14 protein-coding genes are annotated in these 19827 nt (G+C 70.7%); 8 read left to right on the top strand and 6 right to left on the bottom strand.

The window, feature by feature from the left end; genetic code table 11:
- Positions 1-42 precede the first annotated feature (42 nt).
- The 5 genes from gad to AN215_RS16315 all read right to left on the bottom strand — a co-directional run bounded on the left by gad (position 43) and on the right by AN215_RS16315 (position 6235).
- Positions 43-1476, bottom strand: coding sequence for a glutamate decarboxylase (gene gad / locus AN215_RS16335; protein WP_070013713.1), 1434 nt, complete (start codon positions 1474-1476; stop codon positions 43-45).
- Positions 1477-1607: 131 nt separating this feature from the next.
- A complete protein-coding gene (locus AN215_RS16330) occupies positions 1608-2453 on the bottom strand; it encodes an SAM-dependent methyltransferase (RefSeq protein ID WP_070013712.1) in 846 nt (281 codons plus the stop codon).
- 130 nt (positions 2454-2583) lie between these two features.
- Positions 2584-3780, bottom strand: a complete 1197-nt coding sequence (gene rhmD / locus AN215_RS16325; RefSeq protein ID WP_216093870.1) for an L-rhamnonate dehydratase — start codon at positions 3778-3780, stop codon at positions 2584-2586.
- Complete coding sequence (locus AN215_RS16320; RefSeq protein ID WP_070013711.1) at positions 3777-4865, bottom strand: zinc-dependent alcohol dehydrogenase; 1089 nt, start codon at positions 4863-4865, stop codon at positions 3777-3779. The genes rhmD and AN215_RS16320 overlap by 4 nt, the downstream gene beginning before the upstream one ends.
- Complete coding sequence (locus tag AN215_RS16315) at positions 4865-6235, bottom strand: MFS transporter (protein WP_070013710.1); 1371 nt, start codon at positions 6233-6235, stop codon at positions 4865-4867. The genes AN215_RS16320 and AN215_RS16315 overlap by 1 nt, the downstream gene beginning before the upstream one ends.
- 114 nt (positions 6236-6349) lie before the next feature.
- Between AN215_RS16315 and AN215_RS16310 the strand changes: the two genes are divergently transcribed.
- On the top strand, positions 6350-7114 hold the full coding sequence (locus AN215_RS16310) for an IclR family transcriptional regulator (RefSeq protein ID WP_070013709.1): 765 nt from the start codon (positions 6350-6352) through the stop codon (positions 7112-7114).
- 49 nt (positions 7115-7163) lie between these two features.
- On the opposite strand, the gene AN215_RS16305 is transcribed toward AN215_RS16310, so the two are convergent.
- Entirely contained in the window at positions 7164-7736 is a 573-nt protein-coding gene (locus tag AN215_RS16305; protein WP_070013708.1) for an antibiotic biosynthesis monooxygenase, read from the bottom strand.
- A 132-nt stretch (positions 7737-7868) separates the two neighbouring features.
- Here AN215_RS16305 and AN215_RS16300 point away from each other — a divergent pair, with 132 nt between their 5' ends.
- The 7 genes from AN215_RS16300 to AN215_RS16270 all read left to right on the top strand — a co-directional run bounded on the left by AN215_RS16300 (position 7869) and on the right by AN215_RS16270 (position 19600).
- Positions 7869-8396 (top strand): (2Fe-2S)-binding protein, encoded by a 528-nt coding sequence (locus AN215_RS16300; RefSeq protein WP_070013707.1) that lies wholly within the window; start codon positions 7869-7871, stop codon positions 8394-8396.
- Between the two features lie 101 nt (positions 8397-8497).
- Entirely contained in the window at positions 8498-9493 is a 996-nt protein-coding gene (locus tag AN215_RS16295) for an FAD binding domain-containing protein (RefSeq protein ID WP_070013706.1), read from the top strand.
- On the top strand, positions 9490-11727 hold the full coding sequence (locus tag AN215_RS16290) for a xanthine dehydrogenase family protein molybdopterin-binding subunit (protein ID WP_070013705.1): 2238 nt from the start codon (positions 9490-9492) through the stop codon (positions 11725-11727). Before AN215_RS16295 ends, AN215_RS16290 begins: the two co-directional genes overlap by 4 nt.
- Before the next feature lie 362 nt (positions 11728-12089).
- The gene (locus AN215_RS16285) at positions 12090-12713 is read left to right on the top strand and encodes a helix-turn-helix transcriptional regulator (protein WP_245694524.1); all 624 of its coding nucleotides are present in this window, start codon (positions 12090-12092) and stop codon (positions 12711-12713) included.
- A 204-nt stretch (positions 12714-12917) separates the two neighbouring features.
- On the top strand, positions 12918-16355 hold the full coding sequence (locus tag AN215_RS16280) for a GH92 family glycosyl hydrolase (RefSeq protein ID WP_070013703.1): 3438 nt from the start codon (positions 12918-12920) through the stop codon (positions 16353-16355).
- A gap of 84 nt (positions 16356-16439) precedes the next feature.
- Positions 16440-17255 (top strand): HAD family hydrolase, encoded by an 816-nt coding sequence (locus AN215_RS16275; RefSeq protein WP_070013702.1) that lies wholly within the window; start codon positions 16440-16442, stop codon positions 17253-17255.
- Positions 17252-19600 carry a glycoside hydrolase family 65 protein gene (locus tag AN215_RS16270; protein ID WP_070013701.1) on the top strand — a complete coding sequence of 783 codons (2349 nt, stop codon included), beginning with the start codon at positions 17252-17254 and terminating at the stop codon, positions 19598-19600. The genes AN215_RS16275 and AN215_RS16270 overlap by 4 nt, the downstream gene beginning before the upstream one ends.
- The last annotated feature ends 227 nt before the right edge of the window (positions 19601-19827 follow it).

The following is a 19827-nucleotide window of genomic DNA, read 5'->3' as shown; positions in this document are numbered from 1 at the left end:
CCCGCCGCGCCCGTGCGCCGGGGCGTCACCGCTCGTGCGCGCTCAGTGGTGGAAGGCCGTCGCCACCGACTCGGGCCGTCCCAACGGGCCGCCCTGGCCGCGCAGTTCGGGCAGCAGCGCCGAAAGGTCGTCCATGAACATGTCCGCGAGGTCCGCCGTGAAGCCGTTGCGGCACACGATCCGCAGTACGGACAGATCCTGGCGGTTCGGCGGGAAGGTGTACGCGGGCACCAGCCAGCCCCGCTCGCGCAGCCGCCGTGAGACGTCGAAGACGTCGAAGGCGGTCACGTGCGACTCCGTCGTGAAGGCGAAGACCGGGAGCTGGTCGCCATGAGTCAGCAGGCGGAAGTCCTCCGTGTCCCCGATCCGCGCCGCCAGCGACCGGGCCACTCCGCGGGCCGTCTGCTGCACGGCGCGGAAGCCGCGGCGGCCCAGCCGCAGGAAGGTGTAGTACTGCGCTGCGACCTGTGCGCCGGGGCGGGAGAAGTTCAGCGCGAAGGTCGGCATGTCGCCGCCCAGGTAGTTCACGCGGAAGACGAGCTCCTCCGGCAGCGCCTCGGACGAGCGCCACAGCGCCCATCCGACGCCGGGGTAGACCAGGCCGTACTTGTGGCCGGAGGTGTTGACCGAGGTGACGCGTGGCAGCCGGAAGTCCCACAGCAGGTCCTGGTCGAGGAACGGCGCGATCATCGCGCCGGACGCGCCGTCCACGTGCACGGGTACCTCGAGTCCCGTGCGCTCCTGGAGAGCGTCGAGCGCCTCGCACACGTCGGCGACCGGCTCGTACGACCCGTCGAAGGTGGAGCCGAGCACGGTCACGACGCCGATGGTGTTCTCGTCGCACAGCTGGGCGGCCGCCTGCGGGTCGATGTGCAAGCGCTCGCCCTCCATGGGGACCTGGCGGGCCTCGACCTCCCAGAAGTTGCAGAACTTCTCCCAGCACACCTGGACGTTGGCGCCCATCACCAGATTGGGCCGCGCAGCCGCGGGATAGCGCCCGCCCACCCGGCGGGCCCAGCGGCGCTTGAGGGCCATGCCGGCGAGCATGCACGCTTCACTCGATCCGGTCGTGGAGCAGCCGACCGCCGAGGACGGGTCCGGGGCGTTCCACAGATCGGCGAGCATCGCGACACAGCGCCGCTCCAGTTCGGCGGTGCGCGGATACTCGTCCTTGTCGATCATGTTCTTGTCCCGGCACAGGGCCATGACCTCGTCCGCCTGCGGCTCCATCCACGTCGTGACGAAAGTCGCCAGGTTCAGGCGGGAGTTGCCGTCCAGCATCAGCTCGTCGTGCACGAGCTGACGGGCCGCGTCGGGCGCCATGGGGCTGTCGGCGAGCCGGTGGCTCGGCGGCTCGGTGGTCATTCCGCTGACGGGGTCGGCCTCGCCGTAGAAGGGATTGACGGACACCGCTTCCGGGTCCGTACGCGGGCGGTCCCTGGTGCCGGTGTCGGTCCGGCCCTTGTGCAGCGACATCTGTCAGTGTCTCCCGGGCGGCGGTGGCAACCCCCTGCCGCGAACCTACGGGCACCCGGCCTCCGCCGCCTCCCGGGCTGCGCCGGTGGGGCCCGTGCCGGTCGGTCCGTGCCGATCGGACGGGCCCGTGCTCACGGCTTGACGGCCAGCCCCGCCCAGAGCCCGACCTCGGCGTCCGCGACGTCCCGCGCACCGCCGATGCACGCACCCGTCTGCCGGTCCGGGCGCCAGCGGTGCGGCACCTCGATGCCCGGGTCGACGAGTTCGAGGCCGTCGAAGAAGCGGGCGAACTCCTCCCTGCTGCGCGTCTGCGCCCGCGCCACGCAATCCGTATAGACACGCCCCGCCCTGCCCATCGCCTCGGGCGCGAACTCGCTCGTGCCGTGCGTCAGGACGAGCGCCGACCCGGACGGCAGCGCCTCGACGAACCGCCGCACGAGGCCGTACGCACCGTCCTCGTCGAGCACGAAGTGCAGAAGCGCCAGCACGCTCAGCGCGACGGGACGGCCCGCATCCAGCGTCCGCGTCAGCTCCGGCGCCAGGAGCACGGAGTCCGGCTCGGTGAAGTCGGCGTGCACATAGGCCGTACGCCCTTCGGGTGTGCTGTTCATCAATGCGCGGGCGTGCGCCAGCACGAGGGGGTCGTTGTCGACGTAGACGACGCGGGCGCGCGGGTTCTCGCCCTGCACGATCTGATGCAGGTTCGGCTCGGTCGGTATGCCCGTACCGATGTCCAGGAACTGGTCGAGGCCCAGCTCGCGGGCGAGCGTCCGGGCCGCGCGGTGCATGAAGATCCTGTTGGTGCGGGCGGCGGTGCGCGCGCCGGGCCAGGCGGCGAGCACCTGGTCGCCGGCGTACCGGTCGGCCTCGTAGTTGGTCTTGCCGCCGAGGTAGTAGTCGTAGACGCGAGCGATGTGCGGCCGGTCCATCTTCAGCTCGAGCTGCCCGCCGGGGCGGCCCGTGCTCCCGTCTGCCATGTACCGGCCTCTCGTCGGCGCCACGCGGAGTCTCCCGCGTCCGGGTGTCTCCCCAGTGCGCCGTTGTGTCACACCCCCGTCACACAGTGCGATGGGCGGGCCGACTGCTGCCGGTTCGCGTACTCCGCCGTCACCGCCGCCGGTTCGCGTAGGGCCGCTTCAGCTCGCACTCCGGATTGAGCCGCACTCCGAATCCCGGGGTGTCGGGCAGCGTGAGCCGTCCGCCGACCGGTACGGGCTCGTCCAGCAGGAGCGGGCTGAACATGGGGACGACCTCGTCCGCCCGCGGAGCCATCATCAGGAACTCGGCGAAAGGGCTGTTGTGACGGGTGATCACGAAGTGGTACGAGTACACGCTCGACCCGTGCGGCACGACCAGCTTGCCGTGCGCGTCCGCGAGCGCCGAGATCTTCACCAGCTCCGTCAGCCCGCCGCACCAGCCCACGTCGGGCTGGAGGATGTCGGCGCAGTCCATCTCCAGCAGCAGCCTGAACCCGAGCCGGCCCGCCTCGTGTTCACCCGTCGACGTGAGCATCCCCGGCGGCAGGCTGCGCCGCAGCTCGGCGTAGCCCCAGTAGTCGTCCGGGGGCAGGGCCTCCTCGATCCAGCGCACTCCGAGCCCGTCCAGCCGGTGGCCGAGGCGGGTCGCGTACGGGACGTCCATCGACATCCAGCAGTCGCAGGCGAGGAAGAAGTCGTCCCCCACCCGTTCCCGCATGGAGCGCATCACCTCGACGTTCGCCCGAAGCCCCTCCTCGCCCTCGGCGGGGCCGTGCCGCAGCGGCAGCTTGCCCCCGATGAAGCCCATGCCCTCCGCCAGGTCGGGGCGAGCGGTCGTCGCGTAGAAGACCTGCTCCTCCCGCACCGGCCCGCCGAGCAGTGCGTACACGGGCTCCTCCCGGAGCTTCCCCAGCAGGTCCCACAGCGCCAGGTCGACGCCGCTGATGGCGTTGAGCACCAGGCCCTTGCGCCCGTAGAAGAGCGTGGCCCGGAACATCTGGTCCCAGATCCGCTCCAGGTCACCGGCGGGTGCGCCCTCGACGAAGCGGGCGAGGTGGTTCTCGATGATCCAGGCGGCGGGTTCCCCTCCGGTGGTCACCGCGAATCCGACGGTCCCGTCGTCCGCCTCGGCCTCGACGACGAGGGAGCCCAGCACGTCGATGCCGAAGCTCTGACGGCTCTGCCGGTACTCCGGGTAGACGGACATCGGGGTGGCGATGTGGTCGTCGATCCAGTGCCCGGCGGGCTGGTCGTGGTAGTCGGCACCGCCCTGCGCGTCGACGGTGAAGGCGCGCAGATGACGGATTCGCGGGATGCGGGCGCTCACTGGGGGACCTCCTCGGGTGTGGTGGATACGGGCACTCCGTGCGGGTGGACCAGCACCTTGCTCGCCTGCTCCTCCCCGCGTGCCAGGGCGGTGAAGCTGCCGGCCGCGCCGGACAGGCCGACCCGCCCCTCGATGAGCACGGACAGGTCCAGCTCCGTCCCGGCCACCCAGCGCGCGGTGCCGGCGAACTCCTCCGCCGTGTAGCAGAAGCTGCCGATGAGGGAGCGCTCCTGGGTGCTCAGTGCGTACGCCGGCAGGGCCAGCCGTGGTTCGTGCATGCCCACCAGGACGATCCGGGCACCGAGGGCCGTCAGTCCGAGAGCCTGTCCCGCGGTCTCCTCCGCACCGACCGCGTCCAGCGCCAGCGTCGGCCGGCCGCCCAGCAACCCCGTGACGAGCGGCTCGAGTTCGCCGGCTCGGGGATCGACGGACAGCAGGCCGAGCTTCTCCACGAGCGCGCGCCGCCCGGCGTTCGGCTCGCTCACCACCACGCGCCGCGCGCCGAGCCGCAGGGCTCCCAGGGCGGCGGCCTGCCCGATGGGGCCGCCGCCGATGACGAGGACCAGGTCGTCGGGGCCGCATCCGCCGCGTACCGCCGCATGGTGGCCGACGGCCAGGGGTTCCACGAGGGCGCCGTACTCCGGCGGCATGCTCTCCGGCAGCGCGACGGCGTTCCCGGCGGGAAGGGTCATGGTCTCGGCGAAGGCCGAACGCAGCGCCGGATCGACGCCGATGACGCGCCGGGCCGGGCAGAGCTGCTGCGTTCCGGCACGGCAGGCGTCACAGCCGCCGCAGGCGATGACCGGGTTGACCGTCACCAACTGTCCTACGGCGAGCTCCTCCTGGCCCGCCCGCCGCCGCGCTTCCGCCGCTCCCCCGCCGAGCTGCGTGATGCGTCCGACCGTCTCGTGTCCCATCACCTGGCCGGGGAAGCGCCGGCCGTTCTCACCGGTGAAGCCGTGGAGGTCGGAGCCGCAGATGCCGGTGGCGATCACGGACATCGCCACTTCGCCCCCGGCGGCCCGCGGTTCGGGAAACTCCTCGACTTCGAGCTGCCAGTCGCCCTTCATCACGAGCGCGCGCATCAGTTGACCCTGCTTTCCTCTTCGGTCTGTACGGGAAGTTCCTGCACGGGGAATTCGCCGGGCCTGCCCGCCGCGCCCTGCGGACGGGTGCGCCGCCACGCGCCGAGTCCCGCGATGAGCACGGCGCCGAACAGGGTGAATCCGGCGATGACGTGGAGCCCGGCGGTCGGTGAGCCGGCCACGCCGTCCGCCCAGGTCTTGACGTTCGGTGCGACGAACCCGCCGATCGAACCGAGTGAGTTGACGAGTGCGATGCCGCCCGCCGCGGCGGCGCCGGTCAGGAACGCGGTCGGCTGGGTCCAGAACACCGGCTGTACGGCGATGAATCCGGCTGCCGCCACGCACAGCGCGGCCAGCGCCAGCAGCGGGGACCCGGCCGCCGCCGATCCGGAGATCCCGGCGGCGCCCGCTATCAGGCAGCACGCGGCCACCGGCAGGCGCCTGCCCGTACGGTCGCTGACGCGGCCCGCGACGACCGAGCCGGCGATGGCGCACACCCACGGGACCGCCGTCACGAGGCTGACCTCGAACCCGACGGTGCTGCCGAGCAGTTCGCCGACCTGGGTGGGCAGGAAGAACGTCACGCCGTAGACGGACACCTGGATCACGAAGTAGATGAGCGAGAGGTAGAGCACCCGGCCGCTGCGCAACGCGCGCAGCACGCTGCTCTCCTCCTTCGCCCCGTCCTCGGCCCCGACGGCCGCCGTGAGCGCGGCCTTCTCCCGGGGCGTCAGCCAGGGTGCGGACGCGGGCGAGTCGGGAAGGACGCGCAGTGCGATCACCCCGACGACGACGGTCGCCAGGCCCTGTACGAGGAAGAGCCACTGCCAGCCGTGCAGTCCGCTGATGCCGTCCATCTCCAGCAGCAGCCCGGAGAGGGGGCTGCCGAAGATGAACGCGAGCGGCGCGCCGAAGTAGAACAGCGACATCACCCTGGCCCGGTGGGCCGCGGGCACCCACAGGGTCAGGAAGTAGATCACCCCGGGGAAGAAGCCGGCTTCGGCGACGCCCAGGAGAAAGCGCAGCCCGTAGAAGACCTCGGCCGTGTGCGCGAACATCAGGGCCGCCGAGACGAGACCCCAGCTGATCATGATGCGGGCCATCCACCTGCGCGCGCCGAAGCGGCGTAGCAGCAGGTTGCTCGGCACCTCCAGGAGCACGTAGCCGAGGAAGAAGACGCCGGCGCCGAAGGCGTACGCGGCGTCGCCGAGCCGGGTGTCGGCCTGGAAGGACTCCTGGGCGAAGCCGATGTTGACGCGGTCCAGGAAGGCCAGCACGTACATCAGCAGCAGGAACGGCACGAGGCGGCGTACCGCCTTGGCCACCGCCGAGGCCACGGCCGGCTCGCGGGCCCGCTCGGTCTCCGTCATCGGTCTGCTCCCCGGCTCTTGAGAAGTTCTCCCATGTGAACTACAGTTCCTGTCTCAGAACAGTTTCATGTGACGTGACGGCGTCCGGCGCTGTCAAGGCCGAGGGAGGAGTCCATGGCTGACGCGCAGACGAGCGCGGTGAAGTCCGCGGACAGGGTGCTGGCCATCCTCGACCTCGTCGCCGACCGCGGGCCGGTCCGATTCACCGACGTCACAGCCGAGTTGGGGCTTCCGCGCTCCAGCGCACACGGCCTGCTGGCGACGCTCGCCGCCCGCGGCTACCTGGAGCTCGACGAGGAGACGCGGCGCTACGGCCTCGGGCTGAGCGCCTGGCGGCTCAGCCAGGCCTACTCCGGCCACGGCGACCTCGAACGGCACGCCCGCCCGCTGATGGAGGAGCTGGCCGCCGAGAGCGGCGAGACCGTCCAGCTGGCGCGCCTCGAAGGCATCCACAACGTCTACGTCGCCATCGCGCACTCGCCCCGCCCGATGAAGCTCGTCTCCCACGTCGGCTCCCGCCTCCACGCGCACGCGACGGGCGTGGGCAAGATGCTGCTCGCCGGCCTCTCCCCCGCCGAGGCGAGGCGCAGGCTGTCCGCCGAGGAGCTGCCGCGGCTGACCGACCGCACCGTGACGGACGTCGACGCGCTGATGGACGTACTGGAGAAGGTCCGCGAGGACGGTTACGCCGAGGACCGCGAGGAGTACGTCGAGGGCTGCCGCTGCGTGGCCGTACCGGTGCACGGCCCCGGCGGCACGGCCGTGGCCGCCATGTCCGTCTCGATGCCCGCCTTCCGCTGCGACGACGAGCAGGCCCGCGCCCATCTGAAGCTGCTGCGCGCGACAGCCGGGCGGCTCCAGCGGCTGACCGGCGGCTGACCGCGCCGCCCGGCGCGAGCATGTGGCTTGCGCCGGGGGTGCCGCGGGCTCAGGACTCCGGATACAGCCAGCGCCGCAGCACCCGGCTGAGCCAGGGCATGACGGCGTAGGTCAGCAGCGGAGCGAGGAAGAGAGGGAAGACGGCCGTACGTGCCGGAAGCGGCCACTCGACGAAGTACTCCGCGAAGACCGCGTCGTAGAGCAGGGCGAACGGATAGACGCCGAGGATCGTGGTCAGCGACATCTTCCAGCGGGCGGGCGGCTTCGCCACGAGGCGCGGGACGTCGAACCAGGTCTCCAGACCCGTCGTGGCCTGCTGGGGTCTGACGCTGCGGCCGAGCCCCTTCACCCGCTCCTCCCAGGCCGCTCTCTCGGGTGAGTCCATCCACCGCTGGAGGCTCGCGGTGTCCGCGAACCGCACGACCGCGTGGTAGCGCCTGCTCTCGCCCTCGGGCCGCAGCCAGGTGACGCTGCGCTGGCCGGGAGAGGCCGCGGCCGCCGTCTCGATGCCGTGGGCCCACCGTTCGAACTCCGCTTCCTTCCCCGGGGTGACCTCCCAGGTGAAGACCACCGTCACCGACTCCTGCCGCCGGGGTGCCGCACCCTCGTCCGTCGCTGTCACCGGTTTCCCCTGCGTCCCGTCCCGGGGCCGCAACGGCCCTGATCGATGGAGTCCTATTAGCGTAGTTTGCCCTAATATGAGCCCTTCGTAGAGATTCCATGAACTCCCGTCAGAGATCTTCCGGAGGTGTCCATGTCCGTACGCGGCCCCTCGCTCACCGAGCGGGGCCCCGGCCTGGAGGAGCGCGGCCCGGGGCCGGTGCCCGTCACACTCTCGGTCAACGGGGCCGAGCGGGAGCTGGAGATCGAGCCCCGGGTCAGCCTTCTCGACGCGCTGCGCGAGCACCTCGATCTGACGGGCCCCAAGAAGGGCTGCGACCAGGGCGCCTGCGGGGCGTGCACGGTCTGGGTGGACGGACGCCGCGTCCTGGCCTGCCTCACGCTGGCGCTCTCCTGCGAGGGCAGAGAGGTCACCACCATCGAGGGTCTTGCCGGTCCGGACGGCGAACTGCACCCCATGCAGCGGGCGTTCATCGCCCAGGATGCCTTCCAGTGCGGCTACTGCACCCCCGGCCAGATCATGTCCGCCGTGGCGCTGACAGCCGAGGGCCACACCCGTGACGACGACGAGATCAAGGAATGGATGAGCGGCAACCTCTGCCGCTGCGCCGCCTATCCCCACATCCGGGCCGCCGTCCGTGCCGTCCGCGACGGGACCTGACCAGCCCGCGAACGCGAAGCCCGCCCCGAAGATCCGGCCGGACGAACAGGCCGGAGGAAGCGGCCAGAAGAACCCGGCAGCCCGAGAACGGAGTACCTCCCGTGCGGCTCATCACCTACTCCCGCGCCGCCGACGCGGCCGGCGCGATCACAACCGTCAGCTCCGACCCCACGAGCGACTTCCTCGCGGGCGGCACCACCGAGATCGACCTGCTCCGGCAGAACGTCCTCACCCCGCGGCGCCTCGTCGACATCAACGCCCTTCCGCTGACCGGCGTCGAGCAGGCACCCGACGGCGGACTGCGCATCGGGGCCCTGGCCCGCATGAGCGAGGTGGCCGCCTCTCCCCTCGTACGGGAGAGGTTCCCCGTGATCGCCGAGGCCCTGGAGTCGGGGGCGTCGCCGCAGCTGCGCAACATGGCCTCCATGGGCGGCAACCTGATGCAGCGGGTGCGCTGCCCCTACTACCGGGACACCGCCTCCCCCTGCAACAGACGCGAACCCGGCACCGGTTGCTCGGCAGTCGAGGGCTTCAGCCGCGGTCACGCGGTGCTCGGGACGAGCGAGCACTGCATCGCCACGCACCCCTCGGACGTGGCGGTCGCCCTCGCCGCTCTCGACGCACGCGTCCACACCCACGGCTCACGGGGCGAACAGACGTACAGCATCGACGACTTCTTCCTGACACCGGGACACACCCCGCACCGTGAGCACCCGCTGGAGCACGGCGAACTGATCACCGCGATCGAGGTGCCGTCCTCGCCTGTCGCCCGGCGCTCGCTCTATCTGAAGGTCCGTGACCGCGAGAGCTACGAGTTCGCGCTGGTCTCCGCCGCCTGCGCGCTCTCCCTCGTCGACGGCACGATCGCGGACGTACGGCTGGCACTGGGCGGAGTGGCGACCAAGCCGTGGCGCGCCCACCGGGCCGAAGGCGTACTGCTGGGGGCCGAGGCCGGGCGGGAGAGCTTCACCGAGGCCGCCCGCGTGGAGCTGGCCGACGCGAGGCCCACCGCGAACAACGCCTTCAAGACCGGACTCGCGCAGCGCGTGATCGTGCGCGCCCTGGAAACCCTCACGGCGAACGGGAGAACGTCATGACCACCGCGATCGGACAGCCGCTCGAACGCGTCGACGGCCGCGCGAAGGTCACCGGCTCGGCGCGTTACTCCACGGAGATCCCCGCCACCGGCATGGCCCACGCCTGCCTTGTCGGGGCCCAGGTCGCCGCCGGCCGCGTCACCGCCGTAGACGCGTCGGACGCATGGGAGGAGCCCGGCGTCCTCGCCGTCCTCACCCACGAGAACCTGCCGAGAATCGCCGCGCAGCCTCCGCTCGTCCCGTCCCTGTTCGGCGGCCCCGCGCCCGGGGAGACCTTCTTCCCCATGCAGGACGACACCGTGCACTACGGGGGCCAGGCCGTCGCCCTCGTCGTCGCGGACACCCACGAGCGCGCGCAGCACGCGGCCGCGCTGCTGCGCGTCGAGTACGAGGAGTCCGAGCCGCTCACCACCATCGAGCAGGGCCGGGACCAGGCGTACGAGCCCGAGGCGATCTTCGGGGGCTTCCTCCCCGGGCACAGCGCGCGCGGCGACATCGAGGCCGGGCTGGAGAAGGCCGACACCGTGGTCGAGTGCACGTACACCTTCGCCGCCAACAACCACAATCCGCTGGAGACTTCGGGCACCACGGCGATGTGGGACGGCGACGAGCTGCTCCTCCACGACGCCACCCAGGGCGTCAACGCGACCCAGCTCACGGTGGCCGCGCTCCTCGGCATTCCGCTGTCGAAGATCCGCGTCCTCGGCCACTACGTGGGCGGGAGCTTCGGCTGCAAGGCCATGATCTGGCACCACCCCGCGCTCGCGGCGCTCGCCGCACGCGAGGTGGGCCGTCCCGTCAAACTCGCCCTCACACGCGCGCAGATGTTCACCTCCTGCGGCCACCGCGAGGAGCAGGAGCAGCACATCACCCTCGGCGCCACGGACGACGGCCGCCTCACCGCGCTGCGCCACCACAAGCTCTCCCCCACCTCGCACTTCGACGACTGGGCAGAGCCCTCGCTCAACTCGGCCGCGCAGATGTACGCCTGCCCCAACTACGAGGGCGCGTACCGGCTGTTCCGCGCCAACACCATGACCCCCACCTTCATGCGCGGCCCCGGCGACTCCACTGGCTTGTTCGCCCTCGAATGCGCCATGGACGAACTCGCCGAGCGGACCGGCCTCGACCCGATCGAGCTGCGGCTGCGCAACTTCGCGGACAGCGACCCCGTCTCCGGCAATCCGTGGTCCAGCAACGGCCTGAAGGAGTGCTACGAGCGCGGGGCCGCGCGCTTCGGCTGGTACGAGCGCGACCCCGAGCCCCGCTCCCGTCGCGAGGGGAACTGGCTGATCGGCACGGGCATGGCGGCGGCGGGCTATCCGGCACCGCCGCCCGGTACCCCTCAGCGAGCCAGGGCGCGCATCTACGCGGACGGCAGCGTCGTCGTGCAGGCCGCGACCCCGGAGTTCGGCACCGGGGTGGCGACGGTGATGGCGCAGGTCGCGGCGGACGCCCTGGGCGTACCCGTGGAGCGCTGCCGCTTCGAGAAGGGCGACACCGACTTCCCCGGCATCGCCGCCGCCGTCGGATCGGCGGGCGCCGGGATGATCAGTGCCGCCGTGCATACCGCCGCGACGGCGCTGCGCGACCAGCTCGTCCGGGAGGCCGTCGCGGACAGCGGCTCACCGCTGCACGGAGCGGACCCGGCGGACGTCGCCGTACGGGACGGTGTCATGACCGTGTCTTCCCCGGGGGCGCCCTCCGAGGCGTACGCGGATCTGCTGCAGCGCAACCACCGTCCGGACGCGGAGGCTTCGGGCACCTGGAACCCGCCCGGTCTCGACACCCCGTACGGAATGCTCACCTTCGGCGCGCAGTTCGCGGAGGTCGCCGTCGATCCGGAGCTGGGGATGGTACGGGTGCGGCGCATGACGGGCGCCTTCGCACCGGGCCGTGTGCTCAACACCCGTACGGTGCGGAGCCAGTTGACGGGCGGCATGCTCTGGGGACTGGGCCAGGCCCTGCTGGAGGCCAACCACATGGAACCGCGCACCGGCCGCTGGGCCGCCGGCAGCCTGGGCGACTACCTGATCGCGGTGAACGCCGACGCCCCCGACGTCGAGGTCGAACTCGTCGAGGTCGAGGACCGGGTCGTCAATCCGCTCGGGGTGAAGGGCGTCGGCGAGATCGGCCAGGTCGGCGCGAACGCCGCCATCGCCAACGCGGTTCACCACGCCACGGGCCGCCGCATCCGCAAGATGCCGATCACCATCGAGGACATCATCGGGTGACGGGACGCGGGCCCAGGCGACGGCGGAGCCGGCCGGCGGACCGGTGTCCGCCGGGGACCGGGACTGACGCCGGCGCCGCGGGGAATGCAGTTCCCGCGGCCCCCGCTCCTCCGCATTCAGATCTTCACAAAGCAGGATTTCAGAACCCCTCACGGGTTTCAGTGGTATTGACAACTGAAACCTCAACGCCCGCTCAAAACTTCTTCTCCAAAACGGTCATACGCACAGAACCACGCCCCACTCGGGCAGTTGGCGAGCCATGCGGCCATTGACCACGGCAGTTGGGGCATGGAACTCTACGAGCGTTGGGCGATGACCTGTGAAGCCGAAGCGGGGGCTTTGTCGAGATGAATACTCGTATTGTGATCGGCGACGAGAGGCGTCTTTACTCGGAAGCCATCGCGGCGACGCTCAATCTCGTCCACGATTTCGAAGTCGTGGCGAACGTGAACAACAGCCGGGAAATAGTGCCGGCCGTTCTCCGGCTCCTTCCCGCGGTGACCGTGCTGGGCACGAACACGACTGGCCGCGGCGGACGCTGCCTGGCCGACGAATTGCGGACCGCGGTCCCCCGGTGCCGTATCGCCGTGATCGGCACCGGCCCCGGCAACCCCGCGAAGCGGCAGGAAGCGGCGGCACCGGGATTACTGAGCATCGTGCCGGACAATGCGGCTCTGCCGCAGCTGGTGAATGCGATACGCGGGCTCGTGACCGCCAATGCGGGCAATACGGCGACCCAGCGCGCGGGCGGCCCTATCGACACCACTCTGATCCGCCGCACGGCGTGCAGCAGCAGGTCGCTCAGCACCAGAGAAAAAGAAGTACTCCGGCTCACGGCGGGCGGAGCCCCCGTGCGGGAAATAGCCGCGGAACTCTTCCTCTCCCCCGGCACGGTCCGGAATGTGACCTCCAGCGCGATCAAGAAGCTGGGCGGCCGTAACCGCTTCGACGCCGCCTGCATCGCCAGCAAACGAGGCTGGCTCTGACTTCCGGGCGGCCCGGCCGTGGAGCCTTCCGGCCGGGCCGCCCGGATTCCAGTCCTCCACCGCATACCGGCTGCGCCGGCACCAACCGTGACCAACCGCACCCTTGACATCACCGTGCGCACGGACATTACTTGTTCTCTGCGCCATCACAGGACAACGATGTCAACCAGGGGGAGCGGTCACGTGCGGCACAGTGAGCCACACATGTCACGACGCAGATCCGGCACCGCAGGGAGAACCTGGGCGGCCCTCCTCGTATCGGCGCTGCTGGTGATGACGGCGCAGGGCACGGCGTCGGCCGGCCCGCCCCGGCAGCCGCACGAACCCGGCGGACCGGCGGCCTCCTTCAACTCCTCCTTCGAAGCGGGCGATCCGGCACCCGACTGGGAGGACAGCGTCGAGACGACGCCCGACGGCGAGAAGAAGACCGACGGCGTCCACCGCGACTCGGCACCGGGCACACCCGGCATGAGCAGCCACACGGGCACCGGCCCGGAGGACACCCCCACTTCGAAGGACGGCGCGGGCTTCAGCGGCAAGCACTCGCTGCGTTACGCCGGCGAACACACCGCGAGCGGCCGCGGCTACTCCTACAACCGCGTCTTCGACGTCGACGTCCGTGTGAGCGCCCGCACTTCGCTCTCGTACAAGATCTTCCCCGAGCTGCCGAAGACCGACCTCGACTACCCCGCCACGCACGCGTCCCTCGATCTCGCCTTCACCGACGGCACCTATCTGAGCGACCTGGGCGCGAAGGACCAGCACGGCGCCGCGCTCACACCGCAGGGCCAGGCCGCGGCGAAGACGATGTACGCGAACCAGTGGAACGACCGGAAGTCGCGGATCGGCGCCGTGGCGGCGGGCAAGACCGTCGACAAGATCCTCGTCGCGTACGACTCCCCCAAGGGCGGCAGCGCCTTCCGCGGCTGGGTGGACGACGTCTCCCTCGCCCCGGAGCCGCGCGAGAAGCGCCCCGCGCACCTCTCCGACTACGCCGAGACCACCCGCGGCACCAACTCCAGCGGCGACTTCTCCCGCGGCAACACCTTCCCCGCCACGGCGCTCCCCGGCGGTTTCAACTTCTGGACGCCGGTGACCGACGCGGGCTCCACGGACTGGCTCTACGAGTACGCCCGCAAGAACAACGACGACAACCTCCCCACCCTGCAGGCCTTCAGCGCCAGCCACGAACCCAGCCCGTGGATGGGCGACCGGCAGACCTTCCAGGTGATGCCGTCGGCCGCCGCCGGCAAGCCCGACGCGTCCCGTAAGGCCCGCGCGCTGCCCTTCCGCCACAGCAACGAGACGGCCAGGCCGCACTATTACGGCGTCACGTCCGAGAGCGGCCTGCGGACGCAGATCACTCCGACCGACCACGCCGCGATGATGCGCTTCACCTTCCCCGGCAAGAACGCGAACCTCATCTTCGACAACGTCGACAACCGGGGCGGCCTCACGCTCGACACATCCGGGAAGACCGAGAACAACGCCACGGTCACCGGCTTCTCCGACGTCAAGAGCAAGCTGTCGGTGGGCGCCACCCGCATGTTCGTCTACGCCCGCTTCGACTCGCCCGTGACCACGGGCGGCAAGCTGGAGGGGGGCGGCGGCAAGGACGTCACCGGCTACCTCCGCTTCAAGCCGGGCTCCGACCGTACGGTCACGATGCGCATCGCCACCTCGCTGATCAGCGTCGACCAGGCGAAGGCCAACCTGGAGCGGGAGATCCCGGCGGACGCGTCCTTCCGCGAGGTACGGCAGCGCGCGCAGGGAGAGTGGGACGACCTGCTCGGGCGCATCAAGGTCGAGGGCGCGAGCCGCGACCAGCTCACCACGCTCTACTCCAGCCTCTACCGGCTCTACCTCTACCCCAACTCCGGCGCGGAGCTCGTCGGTTCACGCAAGCGGTACGCCAGCCCGTTCTCGGAGCCCACGGGTGAGGACACCCCGACGCATACCGGCTCGAAGATCGTCGACGGCGACGTGTACGTCAACAACGGCTTCTGGGACACCTATCGCACGACCTGGCCCGCCTACTCCCTCTTCACACCGAAGCGGGCGGGGAAGATGGCGGACGGCTTCGTGCAGCAGTACAAGGACGGCGGCTGGATATCGCGGTGGTCCTCGCCGGGCTACGCGGACCTGATGACGGGCACCAGCTCCGACGTCGCCTTCGCCGACGCCTACGCCAAGGGCGTGAAGTTCGACGCCGAGGCCGCCTACGACGCCGCGGTCAAGAACGCCACGGTCGCACCGCCGCGCTCCGGAGTGGGCCGCAAGGGCATGGCCACCTCCCCCTTCCTCGGGTACACCAGCACGGAGACCGGCGAAGGCATGTCCTGGGCCCTGGAGGGCTATCTCAACGACTTCGGCATCGCGCGCATGGGCGAGGCCCTGTACCGCAAGACCCACAAGGCCCGCTACAAGGCGGAGTCGGCGTACTTCCTCGGGCGCGCCCGCAACTACGTCAAGCACTTCGACGACCGGGTCGGCTTCTTCCAGGGCAAGGACGCAGACGGCAACTGGCGCCTGCCGCCAGGGGAGTTCGACCCGCGGGTGTGGGGCCACGACTACACCGAGACCAACGGCTGGAGCTTCGCCTTCACCGCGCCCCAGGACACGAAGGGCCTCGCGAACCTGTACGGGGGACGCGCGGGCCTGGCGAAGAAGCTCGACAAGTACTTCGCCACGCCCGAGACGGCGTCGAAGGAGTTCGCGGGCTCGTACGGCGACGTCATCCACGAGATGACCGAAGCACGCGACGTGCGCATGGGAATGTACGGGCACAGCAACCAGCCCTCGCACCACATCGCCTACACCTATGACGCCGCCGGCAAGCCCTGGAAGACGCAGGAGAAGGTCCGCGACGTCCTCTCCCGTCTCTATCTCGGCAGCGAGATCGGCCAGGGCTACCCGGGCGACGAGGACAACGGCGAGATGTCCGCGTGGTATCTCTTCAGCGCGCTCGGCTTCTATCCGCTGGTGATGGGATCGCCCGAATACGCCGTCGGCTCGCCGCTGTTCACGAAGGCGACCGTCCAGCTCGGCGGCGGCCGCGAACTGGTGGTGAAGGCCCCGCGCAACAGCGAGCGCAACATCTACGTGCAGGGCCTGCGCGTCAACGGCAAGGAATGGCGCTCCACTTCACTGCCGCACAAACTGATCGCCCGCGGCGGCACCCTCGAATTCGACATGGGGCCGAAGCCTTCCAAGTGGGGCACCGGTGAGAAGAACGCCCCGTCCTCGATCACGAAGGACGACAAGGTGCCCTCGCCGCCGGGCGACGTGACCGTACCGGCGAAGAAGGAAGAAGAGGCCGGGCCGCTGCTGGACGACACATCCGCCACCAGAGGCGTCTTCTCCGAGGCCGCGATGGAGGTGAAGCCGGGCTCCCGCGACAAGCCGGTGAAGTCCTACACGCTGACCTCCGCCGACCGGGCCGACGCGCCGGAGGGCTGGGTCCTGGAGGGCTCCCGCGACGGGAAGGAGTGGACGGCCGTGGACAGGCGCAAGGGCGAGACCTTCCGCTGGGACAGGCAGACCCGGGTCTTCACCGTCGACGACCCCGGCGCGTACCGGCACTACAGGCTCGTGCCCGCCGGCCGCTCCGCGGTGCTCTCGGAGATCGAGCTGCTGGGCTGACCGCCCGGGCTGCCGGCTGCCCCGCACAGCCACGGAAGGGCGTGACCAGGCATGCCGGGGCCCCAGCGGGGGACCCGGCCCGGCATGACGACGCTGGGACTGCCGCAGACCGTCCGCGCCTGCCTCTTCGACCTCGACGGCGTGATCACCAAGACGGCCGTGGTGCACGCCGCCGCCTGGAAAGAGATGTTCGACGGCTTCCTGCGCGGCCGTGGGAGCGCCCCGGAGCACGGCCGGGCTGGAGAGGACCTCCGGCCGTTCAGCCCGGACGACTACGACAAGTACGTCGACGGGCGGCCGCGGGACGACGGGGTGCGCACCTTCCTGGCCTCCCGCGGCATCGAGCTGCCCGAGGGCGCGGAGGACGATCCCCCTGGCCGGGAGAGCGTGCAGGGCCTGGGCAACCGCAAGAACGACCTCCTGCTGGAGAAGATCCACAAGGACGGCGTCGAGGCCTATTCCGGCTCGGTCCGCTATGTGCGGGCGGTGCGGCAGGCGGGCCTGCGCACGGCCGTCGTCTCCTCCAGCAAGAACTGCCGCGACATCCTGGTCTCCGTAGGCATCGAGGAGCTCTTCGAGGTACGGATCGACGGCCTGGTCGCCGAGGAGCGTGGCCTGCCCGGCAAACCGGCACCCGACACCTTCCTCGCCGCCGCCGCCGACCTCGGCGTGGACGCCGCCGCGTCCGCCGTCTTCGAGGACGCCCTGGCAGGCATGGACGCCGGACGCTCCGGCCACTTCGGCTACGTCGTGGGCGTCGACCGGGTCGGCCAGGCCGACGCCCTCCGCCGACACGGCGCCGACACGGTCGTCCAGGACCTGTCGGAGCTCACGGAGTCCAGCGGGTCCACCGGGTCCACCGGGTCCGCAGAGCCCAGCGAGCCTGAGGAGCGCACATGATCACCCAACGGGCGTACGCCTGCGAACCCTGGGCGCTGCGCGAGACCGGGCTCAACGTGGACGTGCTGCCGCAGAGCGAGTCCGTCTTCGCGCTGTCCAACGGCCACGTCGGCTGGCGGGGCAATCTCGACGAGGGCGAGCCGCACGGCCTGCCCGGCTCCTACCTCAACGGCGTCCACGAGCTGCACCCGCTGCCGTACGCGGAGGCGGGCTACGGCTATCCCGAGTCGGGCCAGACCGTCATCAACGTCACCAACGGCAAGGTCATCCGCCTGCTCGTCGACGACGAGCCCTTCGACGTGCGCTACGGGCGGCTGCGCTCCCACGAGCGCGTGCTGGATCTGCGCAGCGGGCTGCTGCGCCGTACCTGCGAGTGGACCTCACCGGCCGGCAGCACGGTGCGGGTCACGTCCACGCGGCTGGTCTCCTTCACGCAGCGCGCCATCGCCGCCGTCGCCTTCGAGGTCGAACCGCTGGACGACGAGGTGCGCGTGGTCATCCAGTCGGAACTCGTCGCCAACGAGCAGCTCCCCCACCTCAAGGGCGATCCCCGCGCCGCGGCCGCACTCGAATCGCCCCTGGAGCCCGAGGAGAACCTCGCCTCGGGGAACCGGCTGCGCCTCGTGCACTGCACGCGCCGCAGCGGTCTGCGCGTCGCCGCGGCGGCCGACCACGTCGTGAAAGGCCCCGAATCCACGCGTACTTCGAGCGAGAGCGGCGAGGACGTCAGCCGGCTCACGGTCACTTCGGTGCTGCAGCCGGGAGTGCCGCTGCGGCTGGAGAAGACGGTCTCGTACGGCTGGTCGAGCGTGCGCTCCCTTCCCGCCGTACGAGACCAGGTGGACGCCGCCCTCGCCGGGGCGTGCAGCACGGGCTGGGACGGGCTCGTCGAGCAGCAGCGCTCCTACCTGGACGACTTCTGGGCGCGCTCCGACGTCGAGGTGGACGGCGACGCGGAGATCCAGCAGGCGGTGCGCTTCGGCCTCTTCCACGTACTGCAGGCGGGTGCGCGTGCCGAACAGCGCGCCATCCCCGCGAAGGGCCTCACCGGCTCGGGATACGACGGCCATTCGTTCTGGGACACCGAGACCTTCGTGCTGGCGCTGCTGACCTACACCTCGCCGCACTCGGTCGCCGAGGCGCTGCGCTGGAGGTACGACACGCTGCCCGCCGCACGCGCCCGGGCGAAGCAACTCGGCCTGCGCGGCGCCGCGTTCCCGTGGCGGACGATCGACGGTTCGGAATGCTCGGCGTACTGGCCGGCGGGCACCGCCGCCTTCCACGTGAACGCCGACATCGCCGACGCGGTGGTGCGGTACGTGGCAGCCACGGGCGACGACGAGTTCGAGCGGGACACCGGGGTGCCGATCCTCGTGGAGACGGCCCGGCTGTGGCACTCGCTCGGCCACCACGACCACCAGGGCGCCTTCCACTTCGACGGGGTCACGGGACCGGACGAGTACAGCGCGGTGGCCGACGACAACATCTACACGAACCTGATGGCGCGCGAGAACCTCCGGGAGGCCGCCAACGCCGTCGACCGGCACCCGGATCTGGCCGCCGCCTTCGGCGTCGACGACGAGGAGACCGCCGCCTGGCGGGACGCGGCCGACGCCGTGGCCCTCCCGTACAACGAGGACCTCGGCGTGCACGAGCAGTCGGCCGACTTCACAAGCCATCAGATCTGGGACTTCGCGGCCACCCGGCCGGACCAGTATCCGCTGATGCTGCATTTCCCCTACTTCGAGCTGTACCGCAAGCAGGTCGTCAAACAGGCCGACCTGGTACTGGCGATGTGCCGGCACGGCGAGGAGTTCGACGACGAGCAGAAGGCCCGCAACTTCGAGTACTACGAGCAACTGACCGTCCGGGACTCCTCGCTCTCCGCGTGCTGGCAGGCCGTGATGGCCGCCGAGGTCGGCCATCTGCGCCTGGCCTACGACTACTTGGGCGAAGCGGCCCTGATGGACCTCGCCGACCTGGAGAACAACACCCGCGACGGCCTGCACATCGCCTCCCTCGCCGGAACCTGGACGGCGCTCGTCGCCGGCTTCGGCGGGATGAGGCACGCCGCCGACTGCGCCCTGGAGTTCGCCCCCAAACTGCCGGAACGCCTCACCCGGCTCGCCTTCACCGTCCAGGTGCTGGGCCGCCGGCTGCGGGTCGAGATGGGGGACTCCACGGCGACGTACACGCTCGTGAAGGGATCGCCGATGGAGATCTGCCACTACGGCGAGCGCTTCACCGTGCACAGCGGGGAGCCCCGCACGCGGAAGGTGCCCCGGACCCCGCCGCGCACCGAGCCGAAGCAGCCAAAGGGAAGGCGGCCGGCGAGCCGGCACTGAGCCGGCACGGGGAGCGCGTGTATTGGTGACTCCCGGTAAGTTCAAGACGTTCGACATGTCATGCACATCACCGGCAAACCCGGGAACGGCATCCGGTCTGTACACGTGAGTAGGAAACATCTGCGGGACCGCCCGTCATCGGGCACTATGCGTACGCCCGCAGTGCACGCGCGCCGTGCACGTCCGCAGTGGCACCCCTTCACGACGGACCCCGATCACCATGCAGG

The sequence above is a fragment of the Streptomyces abyssalis genome, assembly GCF_001751365.1.
Classification (GTDB): domain Bacteria; phylum Actinomycetota; class Actinomycetes; order Streptomycetales; family Streptomycetaceae; genus Streptomyces; species Streptomyces abyssalis.
This window is presented reverse-complemented; position numbering and strand designations above follow the sequence as displayed.